A 14,361-nucleotide genomic window follows, 5' to 3' on the forward strand; every position below is an offset into this window, starting at 1 on the left:
AGTGCGTGGGGCGAGCGGGGTCGGGGGCGACGCCCGCGGTGCGTCATTTGTAGCTCCGCTGCTTGAGCTCGATCGCCTCGTAGACGAGGTCCTCCTTGTGCAGCACGGGGGCGCCCATCTCGCCGTCGCCGGTGCCTCCGGCGAACTCCCACGCCGCGACGTAGAGGAACTCGTCGTCGTGGCGCAGGGCCTCGCCGTCCTCGGTCTGGGACTCGGCGCGGAAGTGGCCGCCGCAGGACTCGCGGCGGTGGAGGGCGTCGATGCACATGAGCTCGCCGAGCTCGAGGAAGTCGGCGACCCGACCGGCCTTCTCGAGGCTCTGGTTGAGGGTGTCGCCGGCGCCGAGCACGCGCACGTTGCGCCAGAACTCCTCGCGCAGGCCGCGAATGAGGTCGATGGCCTTGAGCAGCCCCTCCTCGGAGCGCTCCATGCCGCAGTACTCCCACATGATGTGGCCGAGCTCCTTGTGGAAGGAGTCGACGCTGCGTTCGCCCTGGATCGCGAGCAGGCGCCGGGTGCGCTCCTCGACCGACGATCGCGCCTCGACGACGGCGGGGGCGTCGGCCGACAGCGGCTCGAACGGGCCCCTCGCGAGGTAGTCGCGGATCGTGTTCGGCAGGACGAAGTAGCCGTCGGCGAGGCCCTGCATGAGGGCCGAGGCGCCGAGCCGGTTCGCGCCGTGGTCGGAGAAGTTGGCCTCGCCGGTGACGAAGAGCCCGGGGATCGTCGACTGGAGGTCGTAGTCGACCCACAGCCCGCCCATGACGTAGTGCACAGCGGGGTAGATCCGCATCGGCACCTCGTAGGGGTTCTCCCCGGTGATCCGGGCGTACATGTCGAACAGGTTGCCGTACTTCGCCTCGACCGCCGCCTTGCCCAGGCGGGCGATGGCGTCGGTGAAGTCGAGGTAGACGCCCCGGCGGAAGTCGCCCACCATCGGGCCGACACCGCGACCCTCGTCGCACACGTTCTTCGCCTGGCGCGAGGCGATGTCGCGCGGCACGAGGTTGCCGAAGCTCGGGTAGATGCGCTCGAGGTAGTAGTCGCGGTCCTCCTCGGGGATCTGGCGCGGGTCCTTGTCGCAGTCTTCGCGACGCTTCGGCACCCAGATCCGGCCGTCGTTGCGCAGCGACTCCGACATGAGGGTCAGCTTGCTCTGGTGGTCGCCCGAGACCGGGATGCACGTCGGGTGGATCTGCGTGTAGCAGGGGTTGGCCATGTAGGCGCCCTTGCGGTGGGCGCGCCAGGATGCCGTGACGTTGGAGCCCATCGCGTTCGTCGAGAGGAAGAAGACGTTCCCGTAGCCCCCCGAGGCGAGGACGACGGCATCCGCGAGGTGCGTCTCGATCTCACCGGTGACGAGGTCGCGGGCGATGATGCCGCGCGCCCGGCCCTCGGAGACGATGACCTCGAGCATCTCGTGGCGGGTGAACTGCTCCACCGTGCCGGCCGCCACCTGCCGCTCGAGCGCCTGGTAGGCGCCGATGAGCAGCTGCTGGCCGGTCTGGCCGCGGGCGTAGAACGTACGTGACACCTGCACGCCACCGAACGAGCGGTTGTCGAGCAGGCCGCCGTACTCGCGGGCGAACGGGACGCCCTGCGCGACGCACTGGTCGATGATGTTCGCGCTGACCTCGGCGAGGCGGTAGACGTTGGTCTCCCGGGCACGGTAGTCGCCGCCCTTGACCGTGTCGTAGAAGAGCCGGTAGACGGAGTCGCCGTCCTCCTTGTAGTTCTTCGCCGCGTTGATACCGCCCTGGGCCGCGATCGAGTGGGCGCGGCGCGGGCTGTCCTGGAAGCAGAACGCCTTGACGTTGTAGCCGGCCTCCCCGAGCGTCGCGGCGGCGGCGCCGCCGGCGAGTCCGGTGCCGACGATGATGACCGACAGCTTGCGGCGGTTGGCGGGGTTGACGAGGGCCGCCTCGAACTTGCGCCGCGTCCACGTCTCGGCGATCGGGCCGGCGGGGGCCCTGGTGTCTGCGATCTTGTCGCCCTCGGTGAACAGGCCGTGGGCGATCCCGGCGTTGACGGTCGTCTCGGTCATGGTGTCAGTGCCTCACTTGATCAGGCCGAAGAGGATCGCGAGCGGGGGGATGGAGAAGCCGACGGCGATGACGGCGGCGGTCGCGTGGCCGACGACCTTGGCGCGCCGGTAGGCCGCCGGGGTGTTGGTCAGGCCGAGGGTCTGCTGGGCGCTGAAGACGCCGTGCGCGAGGTGCAGCGCGAGCGCACCCATCGCGAGGAGGTAGATCAGGGTCATCCACGGCACCTGGAAGCTCGCGACGACGAGCTCGTAGGGGTTGTTCTCGACGTCGGGGCCGGTGGCGTCGGGGTTCGGGGAGACCTTGAGGATCGTGAAGTGCAGGAGGTGCCAGGCGAGGAAGAGGATGAGGAAGACCCCACCCCACCGCATCCACGCGGTGCGCATCGCCGTCTTGGCGGCGGCGTACTTCGTCCGGCGCGCGGTGCCCGCCCGGCTCCACAGCGAGAACGCCGCGTAGACGTGGCCGACGAGGCTGAGCACGAGCACGACGCGCACGATCCACAGCAGCCCCTCGTAGGGCAGGATCGGCTCCCCGAAGGTGCGCAGGTGCTCGGCGTAGGTGTTGAACGCCTCCTCCCCCAGGAGCACCTTGAGGTTGCCGTACATGTGAAGCAGGACGTACCCGACGAACACCAGCCCGGTCCCCGCCATGAGGATCTTGAGGGCGATGGTGGTGCGGCGGGCCGACGCGGGACGCGAGGGAGCTGTCGTTGTGGCCACGGACGGCACCCTAACGTGGCCCGCCGCGCGGGGCGAGGGTGGCACGAAGGTCTGCGGTTGTGAGATGCGCCCGGTTACCAGCCGGTATGCCGGGGCGGCGAGCTGCCCGACGTCGGGGAGGTGCGTCGCCGGGCACGAGGGCCCGGCACCGCCGCGGTCCGGCGGGGACGACGGTGCCGGCCCGTCCGAGGAGGACGGGCCGGCACGGTCATGAGGTGGTGCGGGTGGTGCCGTTCGGCGTCACTCGACCTCGAGCTCGTGGCCGTCGGCGTGCCCGGACTGGAGCGACGTCGACGGCCGCGGCTTGTCGGTCGGCTGCGCCGGGGGGAAGTTGCCCTTGCCCGGCTTGCCGTTGACGTCCACGGTGCTCATCGCGTACTGGAGCACCGCGAAGCCGATGGCGTCGCTGTTGACGTCGAGGGCCTTGGAGCTGAGGTTGTCGATGTCGTCGCACGCCTGGTGGTAGCACGGGTCGTAGGCGATGCCGGCCGTGCCTCCCCAGATGGACTCCTCCTCGGCCGTCTTGATGCCCTCGGCACCGGTGAACAGGCCACCGGACGGGATGCCGGCGGCGATGAACGGCCCGTAGTCGGAGCGACCGCTGAAGTCGGTGCCCTTGAACGGGATGCCGCGCTGGCTGTAGAACGCCTCGAAGGTCTTCTCGATCTCGGCCGAACCGGCCGGGCCGGGGCCTGCGCCGATCGCGTCGGAGTCGTCACCGTCGTAGACGAAGAACACGTAGTTCGGCGAGCCGACCATGTCGAAGTTGAGGTACAGGGCGATCTGTTCCTTCTCCTCGGCGGTGAGGCTGTTCACGTAGTACGTCGAGCCGACGAGGCTGGCCTCCTCGGCGCCCCACCACGCGAAGCGCACCGCGTTGACCGGCTTGACCTTGGCCATCTGCTCGGCGACCTCGAGGAGCGACGAGGACCCGGACCCGTTGTCGTTGATGCCCGGCCCGGCGTTGACCGAGTCGAGGTGGGCGCCGGCCACGACGACGTTGTCGGTGTTGCCACTCGTCTGGGCGATGACGTTGGACGTCGTGGCCTGGCCCCGGAACGTGTCCGTCTGGACGCGCATGGTCAGGCCGGCCGTGCTCGCGAGCGCGGCCCCGTCGGCCTGGGTCACGGCCAGGACGGGGATGTCGAGGGTGAAGTCGTTGCCCAGGGTGCCGTTGATGACGCCCGGCGCGTTGTTGTAGATGATGACAGCGGATGCCCCGGCATTGTATGCGTTCGTCGCCTTGATCGCGAAGGTGCACGAACCGCGGCTGATCAGCGCGATGTTGCCCGCCGAGAAGGTGGCGAAGTCGGAGGCTTCGCAGCCCGGTGTCGCGTCGGCGGGGGGCGCCGGCAGGGCGGTCACGGCGGCGGTGACGTCTCCGCTGCCGGAGTAGCTGAGGATCGACGTGGACACCGAACCGGCCGGCGGTGGCGACACCCGCTCGAGGACCGGGGGGCTCAGGCTGATGAAGGTCTGGAAGGTGAACTCCTGGACCTCGGGCGTGTACCCAGCCTTCTCCAGCCGCTCGACGACGTACTCGACGGACTCGTCGTAGCCGGGGCTGCCCGACACACGGGTGCCGTTGTTGGCGTCCGCGATGTCCTGAAGGGCTTGCTGGTGCTCCATGACGCCGTCGAGCGTGATGCACTCGAGCAGCTTGGCGTGGGTGTTGTTCACGCGCGTGTCGCAGGCGTTCGGGCCGGCGAGCACCGGCGGGGTGAACGCGACCGCGGCCGCGGCGGCGGCGACGACGGCGGCGCCGATCCGCAGGGGGGTACGAGACATGTGCGATCTCCAAGGTGTCTCAGTGGGTGGCCCCGGTTGGGGTGGCCCGACGCTAGTCCCGCACCCACGCCGCGTGAACCAAGAGCGGGTCAAGAGATGGTCAGCACATGGTCAGGACGGCAGGACACGGCACCCGTCGGACGGCATCTGTCGGCGACGACCCGCCGACGCACGGCGCGCGCACACGGCATCCGTGGGGCGCCGACCCGTCCGGCCAGCCCTCGCGCCGGGTGCGTCGACTTCGTGCGGTTGACCCACGGTTTCCCGTCGGCGATCTCCCAGAACCCGTACCCAGGTCGCACGAGGTCGAGGAGAGCCGGCGCGAACGGGGTCAGGGGCGGCCGACCGCCGCGTCGTAGAGCGCCTTCTTCGACAGCCCGGTGGCGGCGGCCACGTCGGCGCAGACGTCCTTGAGCCGCTCTCCCTCGTGGACCCGCTCGCGGATGCCTTCGAGCTGGCTCTCGAGGTCGGCCACGGGCCCGCTGGCGCCCGCCACGACGAGGGTGACCTCGCCCCGCACGCCGTCCGAGGCCCAGGCGACGAGCTCGGTGAGCGAGCCCCGCCGCACCTCCTCGTACGTCTTCGTCAGCTCGCGGCACACGACGGCCCGCCGGTCCGGCCCGAAGGCCTCCTCCATCGCGGCGAGGGTCCGGGCGAGGCGGTGCGGGGCCTCGAACAGCACGAGCGTGCGGGGCTCGCCGGCGAGCGCGGCGAGCGCCCGGGCCCGCTCCCCCGCCCGCCGGGGCAGGAAGCCCTCGAAGCAGAACCGGTCGACCGGCAGCCCGGACACGGCGAGCGCCATGAGCACCGCCGAGGGCCCCGGCACGCAGGTGACCCGCACGTCGATCCCGACGGCGGCACTGACGAGGCGGTACCCGGGGTCGGACACGGACGGCATCCCGGCATCCGTCACGACGACGACCCGGGCGCCCTCGCGCAGCAGCTCGACGAGCTCGTCGGTGCGCTGCGCCTCGTTGTGCTCGTGGTAGCTGAGCACCCGACCCGTCGGGTTGACGTCGAGCGCCTCGCAGAGCCGGCGCAGCCGGCGGGTGTCCTCGGCGGCGACGACGTCGGCGAGCCGCAGCTCGTCGGCGAGGCGCGGCGCCGCGTCGCGGGGGTCGCCGATCGGGGTCGCTGCCAGGACGAGGACGCCGCCGCTCATGGCCCGATCCTCGCACGGCCGGCGCCACCCCGCGGGCGCCGGGAGGGCACGGACACCCCACCTAGGATGACCCGGTGACCCGGACCGACGAGCTGCGCCTGCGCCTGCTCGGGACCGGGCCGACGGACCGGTTGTGGGGGTGGCTGGGCCCGGGGCTCATCGCCCTCGTCGGCGGCGCCCTGCGGTTCTGGGACCTCGACCGGCCCCGGGCCCTCGTCTTCGACGAGACGTACTACGTCAAGCAGGCCTGGTCGATGCTGCGCTTCGGCGTCGAGATGCGGGTGCTCGACTCGCTCACGGAGCCCGACGCCGCGTTCGTCGGCGGCAACCCGGACGTCTTCTCGAGCGTCGACGGCGACATGGTCGTCCACCCGCCGGTCGGCAAGTGGGTCATCGCCGTCGGCGAGGCGCTTCTCGGCGCGGGGTCGGGGTGGGGGTGGCGCTTCTCGGTCGCACTCCTCGGCACGCTGTCCATCCTCGTCGTGGGGCGGGTCGCGCGCCGGATGTTCGGCTCGACGGCGCTGGGCTGCGTCGCGGCGTTCCTCCTCGCCTTCGAGGGGTCGCACTTCGTCATGTCGCGCACCGGCATCCTCGACATCATCGTCATGTTCTTCGCCCTCTGCGGGTTCGCGGCGCTGCTCGTCGACCGCGACCGGAGCCGGGCGATCCTCGCCGAGAAGGTCGGCGCGCTCCCGCAGGGGACGTGGCCCGAGGGGATGGGGCCGTGGCTGGGCTGGCGCCCGTGGCGGTGGGTGGCGGGCCTGTCCCTCGGGCTGTGCACGAGCACGAAGTGGTCGGGGCTGTTCTTCCTCGCCGCGTTCGGGCTGCTCACCGTGTGGTGGGACATGGGGGCCCGGCGAGCGGCGGGCGTGCGCCGCTGGGGGCTGGGGGCACTCGTCAAGGACGGCCCGCTCGCCGCGCTGGCCATGGTCGGCACGAGCGCGGTCGTGTACGTCGTCTCGTGGAGCGGCTGGTTCCTCACCGACATCGGCTACCACCGCCAGTGGCACACCTTCCACCCGGGGGAGGGCGTGCTGTGGCTGCCGCCGACGCTGCGCAACTGGGTGACGTACCACCAGGACGCGTTCGACTTCAACACCACGCTGCAGACCCCCCACCCCTACCAGTCGAACCCGTGGTCGTGGATGGTGCAGACCCGGCCGACGTCCTTCTTCTACGAGAGTCCGGGACGGGGGGTCGACGGCTGCACCGTCGAGCAGTGCTCGCAGGCGGTCAACCCGATCGGCACGCTCTCGGTGTGGTGGCTCGGCATCGTCGCGCTGCTCGTCGTGCTGTGGTGGTGGCTCGTGCGCCGCGACTGGCGGGCCGGGGCGATCGCTGCGGGCTTCGCCGGCGGCTACCTGCCGTGGTTCGTCTTCCAGGACCGCACGATCTACACCTTCTACGCCGTGGCGTTCGAGCCGTGGGTCGTGCTCGCGGTCACGTTCCTCATCGGCCTCTGGCTCGGGCGCCGCGACGACGACCCGGCCCGCTGGCAGCGGCGCTGGCTCGTCGTCGGCGCGTACCTGCTGCTCACCCTCGCGCTGTTCGCGTTCTTCCACCCCGTCTACGTCGCCGACACGATCCCCTACGAGCAGTGGCGCTGGAGGATGTGGTTCCCGAGCTGGATCTAGCCGCACCCCCGTCCGGGTCGGGTGCCCAGCCGGCTGCCCCGGCGACCACCTCAGCACCCGACCCCGGATGCCGTGGCCTGCCGGATGCCGTGGCGCACCTCGGGCCTGTCGGTGGCCGGCGTTAGGTTCGGGTCATGTTCCTCCTCGGCGACGCCCGGCTCGTCATCAGCGCCAGCGACCTGCGCACCGCGTCGGCGTGCGAGTTCGCCCTCGTGCGCGGCCTCGACGTGCTGCTCGGCCGCGCCGAGGTCGCGCCGGTCGCCGCCGACCCGATGGCCGCACGGGTCGTGCAGCTCGGCAACGAGCACGAGCAGGCCGAGCTGCGCCGACTGGTCGCCGAGCACCGGGGCCGCGTCGTGCAGCTCGAGCGACCCGGCTACACCCGCGAGGCGCTCGAGGGTGCCCACGCCCGCACCGTCGAGGCCCTCGCCTCCCCCACGACCGACGTCGTCTACCAGGCGACGTTCTTCGACGGCGGCTTCGTCGGCCATGCCGACTTCCTCGAGCGCACCCCCGACGGCTGGCTCGTCAGCGACACGAAGCTGGCGCGCACCGAGAGCGTGCCCGCCCTGCTCCAGATCGCCGCCTACGCCGCGATGCTCGCGGGAGCAGGCGTGCCCACCGCGCCGGTCGCCCGGCTCGTCGTCGGCAGCGGCGAGGTGCGCGACTTCGCGCTCGACGACATCGTCCCCGTGTACCTCGCGCGGCGGGCCCGGCTCGACGCCCTGCTCGCCGAGCACCACGCGTCGGGGGCGGCGGCGCGGTGGGGCGACCCCCGCTGGCTCGCGTGCGGGCGCTGCGAGGTGTGCGAGCCCGAGGTCGAGGCCGCCCGCGACCTCCTGCTCGTCGCGGGCATGCGTGGACCCACCCGCCGGCGACTCCTCGAGGCGGGCGTCACGACCCTCGACGACCTCGCCGTGCGCACCGAGCCGGTCCCCGACGTGCGGGCCACGACGCTCGAGCGGCTGCGCGAGCAGGCCCGCCTCCAGCTCGAGGGCGAGCGGTCGGGGGAGGTGCGCTCCGAGGTGGTCGACGCCGAGCCGCTGCGCCTCATGCCCACGCCCAGTCCCGGCGACGTCTTCTTCGACTTCGAGGGCGACCCGTTGTGGTCCGAGCGCGGGTCCTCGGTCTGGGGCCTGGAGTACCTCTTCGGCATCGTCGAGGTCGACACCGGCGCCCCGGTGTTCCGGGCGTTCTGGGCGCACGACCGCGTCGAGGAGCGTCAGGCCCTCGTCGACTTCGTCACGTGGCTGACGCGGCGGCGGCAGCGCTGGCCCGACCTGCACGTCTACCACTACGCGCCCTACGAGACGGCAGCCCTGCTCCGGCTCGCGGCCCGACACGGCGTCTGCGAGGACGACATCGACCAGCTGCTGCGCGACGGGGTCTTCGTCGACCTCTACGCCGTCGTCCGCTCGGCCGTCCGGGTGTCGCAGCGCTCGTACTCGATCAAGAAGCTCGAGCCGCTGTACATGGCGGCCCGCGAGGCCGCCGTCACGAACGCCGCCGACTCGATCGTCGTCTACCACCAGTTCGTCGCGGCGACGGTGGCCGGGCGCACCGACGAGGCCGCCACCCTGCTCGCCGAGATCGCCGACTACAACCGGGACGACTGCGAGTCGACGTGGCGGCTGCGCGACTGGCTCCTCGCGCAGGGGTCGGCGGTCGGGGTCGTCGGCGCCGGGTCACCCAGCGACGGCCAGTCGGCGGAGCCCGCCACGGCGCAGGTCGCGTCGGACCAGCGGCGCGCCCTCCTCGACCTCGAGGCGCTGTTGCGCGAGCGCCTCGTCGGGGTCAGGCCGCACGAGCGCTCACCGGAGCAGCAGGCCGTCGCGCTCGTCGCGTCCTCGGTGCTCTTCCACGCCCGCGAGGACAAGCCCGGCTGGCAGGCGCACTTCGAGCGGCTGCGCACCCCGGTGCGCGACTGGCGCTCCGCCGAGGGTTGCTTCGTCGTCGAGGCGGGCGAGGTCGTGCAGCCCTGGCACAAGCCCCCGGGTGCCCGCAGCGCCAGGCGTCGGCTCCGGCTCGACGGTGAGCCGATGCGCGGCCTCGCGCTCGCCCCCGGCGCCCGCGTGAGCACCGTCTACGCCGACCCGCCGCCCAGCGGCATCACGACCCTGCCAGGCCACGCCAACGCGTGCTCCTCGGCCGGAGTCACCGTGCTCGAGGCGGTCGACCGGCTCGCCGCCAACGGCCGGCTCCACCAGACCCTGCTCGTCGAGGAGCTCCAGCCGAGGCCGGCCTGCGAGCACACCGACCTCCCGCTCGCGCTCGTACCCAACGACCGGGTGGGCACCGGGCCCATCGACGCAGCCCTCGCCGAGGTCGCCCGGGCGGTCATCGACGCCGGCGACTCGCTCCCCCGCACCGCCGGGATCGACCTCCTCCTCCGCCGGCCCCCACGTCAGGTGGCGAGCCGAGGGCTGCCTCCCGTGGGCACCGGGGCCGCCCGACACCGCGACGCCGTCACCGAGGCCCTCCTCGACAGCGACGGCTCCTACCTTGCGGTGCAGGGCCCGCCCGGCACCGGAAAGACCCACGTCGCGTCCCGCGTCATCGCCCGGCTCGTCCTCGAGCACGGCTGGCGGGTCGGCGTCACCTCGCAGGGTCACAAGGCGATCGAGAACGTCCTGCGCGCGGTCGTCGCCGCCGGGGTGCCCGCAGCCCAGGTCGGCAAGGCCACCCGCGACACCGTCGACGCACCGTGGACCACCCTGGCCCGGGCCGACGAGCTGGGTGCGTTCGCCGCCACCCACCGGGCCGCGGGCCGCGGGTACGTCATCGGCGGCACGGCCTGGGACCTCACGAACACCAAGCGGGTGCAGCGCGGCGAGCTCGACCTCGTCGTCGTCGACGAGGCGGGGCAGTTCTCCCTCGCCAAGACACTGGCGTGCGCCGTCGCGGGCTCCCGGCTGCTCCTCCTGGGCGACCCGCAGCAGCTGCCCCAGGTCTCCCAGGGCATCCATCCCGACCCCGTCGACGCCTCGGCCCTCGGTTGGCTCGCCGCCGACGAGCCGGTCCTGTCCCCGCGACTCGGCTACTTCCTCGAGACGACGTGGCGGATGCACCCCGCCCTCACCGACGCGGTCTCGCGCCTGTCGTACGCCGGCCGGCTGCGCTCCGAGGAGTCCGTCACCGCGCGGCGCACCCTCGAGGGCGTCGAACCCGGTCTGCACGTACGGTTGGTCGACCACCACGACAACTCGACGTGGTCGCCCGAGGAGGCCGACGCCGTGCTCCACCTCGTGCGCCACCTGCTCGGGCGCACGTGGCACGACCCCGCCGAGCTCGGCTCGGGCGGCGCGCCCGTCGGGGCCCGGCCTCTCGTGCCCTCCGACGTCATCGTCATCACCCCCTACAACAGCCAGGTCGGGCAGCTGCGGCGCACCCTCGACGACGCGGGTCTCGACGACGTCGCCGTCGGCACGGTCGACAAGTTCCAGGGCCAGGAGGCCCCGGTCGCCATCCTGTCGATGGCCGCCTCCTCGCACTCCGACGTCTCCCGCGGCATGGGCTTCCTCCTCGACCGGCACCGCCTCAACGTCGCGGTGTCGCGAGGGCAGCACTGCGCGTTCGTCGTCCGCTCACGCGTGCTCACCGACTTCGCGCCCCGCTCACCCGACGAGCTCATCGCCCTCGGGGCGTTCCTCGGGCTGTGCGCCGGCGCCGTGACGACCGAGACGGTCGCGCCCGACCTCGTCCCGGCCTGAGCACGGCGACACGTCGCCGACCCCGGCACCTCGCGACTCCGGCACCTGGCGACCCCGGCACCTGGCGACCCCGGCACCTCGCCACCGATGGGATGCAGCTCCCCCGGCTCACTGCCCGGTGCGGCCGTCGATGCACTCGCGTAGCAGGTCGGCGTGGCCGAGGTGACGCGCGTACTCCTCGACGAGGTGCACGAGGACACCGCGCACGCTCACCGGCTGCCCGTGGTGGTGCACCTGCCGCCCCAGAGCGGCGTCGTCGAGCGTGTCGAGCCACGCATCGGCGTCGGCGACCTCGCGCTCCCACGTCGCGAACGCCTCGGCGACGACCTCGTCGTCCGCCACGGCCCCGGTGAAGTCCCAGTCCCGGTCATCCGGGCGGCGGTACAACCGGGTCACGGGCCGGCCCTGGAGCACGCCCCGGAACCACGACTGCTCCACGGCCGCGAGGTGCCGCACCAACCCGAGCAGGCTGAGCGTGCTCGGCGGCACCGAGCGACGGGCGAGCTGCTCGGCATCCAGCCCCTCGCACTTCATGGCCAGGGTCATCCGGTAGTGCGTGAGGTAGTCGCGGTACGTCGCGAGCTCGCCGACGGGCGAACCGGCGGGCCTCGGGTCGTCGGCCGGGGGCACCCACATGTCGCTCATGGCGTCCAGCCAAGTCCACAGCGCGGCGCCCCACAACCCCCGCGGGCCCACGGCCACGGCACTCGTCAGGGCGGCAGCTGCACGACCCGGCGTCAGGGCCGGCTCAGCCCGGCGCCTTCACCCGCTCGGCAGTCCCGGCGTCGGCCGGCAGGTCGGTGCGGTGGCCCAGGCGCTCGAGCCACCGCACGAGCTGCCGGTGCACCGTGTCGGCCCCCCGCAGCCGGCCGCGCTCGTCGAGCAGGTCGGCGTCCACGGGCCACTCCGCCGGGTGGACGAGCAGGGGGCGGGTCTGCCAGCCCCCGAGCCCACCGTGGCACCCGACGAGCTCCTCGAAGGCCGCGACCTCGTCGAGCACGGGGTCGTAGAGGGAGTTGACGTAGATGTCGGGGGCGTTCGGGAAGGCCGACACGTGGAGGAAGTCGCCGACGGCATCGGGCCCGAAGGGAGCGAGCGGGTCGTCGCCGACGACCTCGCCGGTCGCGAGGTCGTGGGTGCCCGCCGCGCCGAGCGCCACCGGGCCCGCGTCGCCCAGCACGACGACGAAGCCGATGCCCGGGTGCGCCGAGAGCGCAGCGAGCAGCCCGGGGTGGAGTCGCTCGATGTCGGTCGCGGTGAGGCGCTCCGGGTGCCGGCTGAACCACACCCCGCCGAGGTTGCCCGAGCCGACGACGGTGAGCTCGGCCGGTGCGTCACCCGGGCCCGAGGTGTCCTCGACGACGCCCGACGGTCCGACCGGGGCCTGCGGGTCGCGGTCCGCGATGGCGCGCTTCGTCAACCGCCCGGAGACCGAGTCCTGCCCGGAGAGCTGGCCGAGGAGCAGGTTGACCGGCCCCCACGCCTCGATCTCCCCGGTCGCGGCGGTCACCGTGGCGTCGCCGTGCAGGTGCTGCAGCACGAGGTCCTCGAGCGAGGTGCCGTACCGCTGGAGGAAGGTCGCCCCTTGGCTCTGCCCGTGGTCCGAGACGAGCACGACGTGGTACGGACGCGGCGTGATGCCCGAGTCGATGACCTGCTCGATGCTGCGCAGGGCCTCGTCGAGGCCGTAGAGCGCGGCGAGCGACTCGGCCCGGGTGACCCCCGCGTGGTGGGCGACCTCGTCGTAGTCGACGAAGTCGACGTACACCGACTTCGAGCCGCGCATCATCGCCTCGACGACGAGCGCGACGTTGAGGTCCCGGAGGAAGACGTTCGTCGCAGCCCGCAGGGCGACGTACGCCCCACCGCGGTGGATGCGTGGCTCGACACCCCGGCGCACCTGGCGCCGGGCCTGGAAGACCTCCTTGACCATCTCGCCGACCGTGAGGATCACGGCGCGCAGGATGCCGGCCGGGTGGGTGAAGAACGCGGCGTACGACGACGACGGGCCGAGCCCGCGCCGCCCCTCCTTGAGGCCGCTCATCGTGAGCAGCGACGTCGGCGCGTCCCCGGAGAAGAGGTTGGAGATGCTCACCCCCCCGTCGGCGAGGAGGCCGTGACCGGTGGAGACCCGGCTCTCGATGAGCGCGGCATCCGCCGGCTTGTTCGCGACGACGAGGCGGCCGAGCTCGCGGTCGAACCAGCGGAAGGCCGGGATGCCGTCGTTCACCCCGTGGAGCAGGCCGGCCTGGCTCACCGGGGTCGTCGAGGGGACCCGCGCAGTCCACTCGGTCCACGTGTGGCTGCCGCTGCGGATCCACCGGCTGATGGTGGGGATGTTCCCTGCGCGGATCTCGTTCTGCAGCAGGGGCGCCGGCACTCCGTCCAGCTGGACGAAGACGACCCCGGGGACGTCCGAGTGAGGAACCTCACCTTCCTTGGCGCCCATCCGCATCGCGTGCACCGTGAGGTAGTCCCGACCGTTGATGCTGAACGCCCAGGTGAGCAGGGTCATGACGAAGGCGTAGATCCACGAGGCGGCCACCGCGCTGAGGACGCTCGACACCGTGACGCCCGGGGTGACGTAGAGCCCGATGCCGATGACGGCCGCGTTGGCGAAGAGGGCGAGCAGCACCGCCCCGAACCAGCCGAAGACGAGCGCGACCCGCAGGAAGAAGGGCTGGAGCAGCCACCCGGCGAACGAGATCATGACGACGGCGAGCAGCAGCGACGCCGTGGACTCGACCTCGATGCCCGGCGCGAGCGCGATGGTGGCGCCGAGCACGGTGAGGCGCAGGAGGAAGTCGAGCACCCGCGCCCCCGACCGGCGGTCCGGGTCCTGGTGCCCGGGCTCGTTCAGCGTCTCGGCGAGCGCCTCCTCGCGGTGCCGGTCGAACCACGTCGAGGTCGAGGGGTTCCACAGGAGGAAGACGATGACGACGGCCAGCGCCAGCCCGGAGAACCCCTCGACCCGACGCGCGGGGAGCCCGTCGAGCACCGTCCACGAGTGGGCCTGCTGGGCCAGGAGCACGAGGGTCGTCGCGAGGCGCGCCCCGTTGACCCCGCGTGCGAGGAGCACCGCGATGCCGAGCTGCAGCAGGCCCAGGACGACGAGCACCACCCCGACGATGCGCAGCGCGGTCACGGTCTGGGCCGGGTCGAGCCCCGCCATCGGTGTGGCCTCGGGGGCCGCCGCCACGACGAGGACCCCGAGGACGAGGTTCCCGACCGCCTGGAGCACGGTCAGGACGACGACGATCGTCACCGCGAGCGGGCGACGGCCGGTGGGGCGGGCAGACATGG

At 72.6% G+C, this 14,361-nt stretch carries 8 protein-coding genes; 2 read left to right on the forward strand and 6 right to left on the reverse strand.

The genetic code is table 11. From position 1 onward, the window contains the following. Window positions 1-43 precede the first annotated feature (43 nt). From ABD899_RS00875 to rsmI, 4 genes are all read right to left on the reverse strand, one after another. Window positions 44-2,044, reverse strand: a complete 2,001-nt coding sequence (locus tag ABD899_RS00875) for a fumarate reductase/succinate dehydrogenase flavoprotein subunit (RefSeq protein ID WP_345201265.1) — start codon at window positions 2,042-2,044, stop codon at window positions 44-46. A gap of 12 nt (window positions 2,045-2,056) precedes the next feature. Then, window positions 2,057-2,764 carry a succinate dehydrogenase cytochrome b subunit gene (locus ABD899_RS00880; protein ID WP_345201267.1) on the reverse strand — a complete coding sequence of 236 codons (708 nt, stop codon included), beginning with the start codon at window positions 2,762-2,764 and terminating at the stop codon, window positions 2,057-2,059. Between the two features lie 240 nt (window positions 2,765-3,004). Next, a complete protein-coding gene (locus ABD899_RS00885; RefSeq protein ID WP_345201269.1) occupies window positions 3,005-4,552 on the reverse strand; it encodes a M28 family metallopeptidase in 1,548 nt (515 codons plus the stop codon). Window positions 4,553-4,883: 331 nt separating this feature from the next. Continuing rightward, on the reverse strand, window positions 4,884-5,714 hold the full coding sequence (rsmI, locus tag ABD899_RS00890) for a 16S rRNA (cytidine(1402)-2'-O)-methyltransferase (protein ID WP_345201271.1): 831 nt from the start codon (window positions 5,712-5,714) through the stop codon (window positions 4,884-4,886). A gap of 74 nt (window positions 5,715-5,788) precedes the next feature. Here rsmI and ABD899_RS00895 point away from each other — a divergent pair, with 74 nt between their 5' ends. Both ABD899_RS00895 and ABD899_RS00900 read left to right on the forward strand, forming a co-directional pair. Continuing rightward, window positions 5,789-7,348, forward strand: coding sequence for a dolichyl-phosphate-mannose--protein mannosyltransferase (locus ABD899_RS00895; RefSeq protein WP_345201274.1), 1,560 nt, complete (start codon window positions 5,789-5,791; stop codon window positions 7,346-7,348). Between the two features lie 134 nt (window positions 7,349-7,482). Beyond that, a complete protein-coding gene (locus ABD899_RS00900) occupies window positions 7,483-11,058 on the forward strand; it encodes a TM0106 family RecB-like putative nuclease (protein ID WP_345201276.1) in 3,576 nt (1,191 codons plus the stop codon). A 108-nt stretch (window positions 11,059-11,166) separates the two neighbouring features. On the opposite strand, the gene ABD899_RS00905 is transcribed toward ABD899_RS00900, so the two are convergent. Together ABD899_RS00905 and ABD899_RS00910 are read right to left on the reverse strand one after the other, a co-directional pair. Further along, window positions 11,167-11,703 carry a DinB family protein gene (locus tag ABD899_RS00905; RefSeq protein WP_345201277.1) on the reverse strand — a complete coding sequence of 179 codons (537 nt, stop codon included), beginning with the start codon at window positions 11,701-11,703 and terminating at the stop codon, window positions 11,167-11,169. Window positions 11,704-11,806: 103 nt separating this feature from the next. After that, window positions 11,807-14,359 (reverse strand): alkaline phosphatase family protein, encoded by a 2,553-nt coding sequence (locus ABD899_RS00910; protein ID WP_345201280.1) that lies wholly within the window; start codon window positions 14,357-14,359, stop codon window positions 11,807-11,809. Between the last annotated feature and the right edge of the window lie 2 nt (window positions 14,360-14,361).

Source organism: Fodinibacter luteus, assembly GCF_039541575.1.
Taxonomy (GTDB): Bacteria; Actinomycetota; Actinomycetes; order Actinomycetales; family Dermatophilaceae; genus Fodinibacter; species Fodinibacter luteus.

What these genes read in the sequence shown, in the direction of transcription:
- ABD899_RS00875 (WP_345201265.1), bottom strand. Translation starts at nt 2,044, where the DNA reads ATGACCGAGACGACCGTCAACGCCGGGATCGCCCACGGCCTGTTCACC.
- ABD899_RS00885 (WP_345201269.1), bottom strand. Translation starts at nt 4,552, where the DNA reads ATGTCTCGTACCCCCCTGCGGATCGGCGCCGCCGTCGTCGCCGCCGCC.
- rsmI (WP_345201271.1), bottom strand. Translation starts at nt 5,714, where the DNA reads ATGAGCGGCGGCGTCCTCGTCCTGGCAGCGACCCCGATCGGCGACCCC.
- ABD899_RS00900 (WP_345201276.1), top strand. Translation starts at nt 7,483, where the DNA reads ATGTTCCTCCTCGGCGACGCCCGGCTCGTCATCAGCGCCAGCGACCTG.
- ABD899_RS00905 (WP_345201277.1), bottom strand. Translation starts at nt 11,703, where the DNA reads ATGAGCGACATGTGGGTGCCCCCGGCCGACGACCCGAGGCCCGCCGGT.
- ABD899_RS00910 (WP_345201280.1), bottom strand. Translation starts at nt 14,359, where the DNA reads ATGTCTGCCCGCCCCACCGGCCGTCGCCCGCTCGCGGTGACGATCGTC.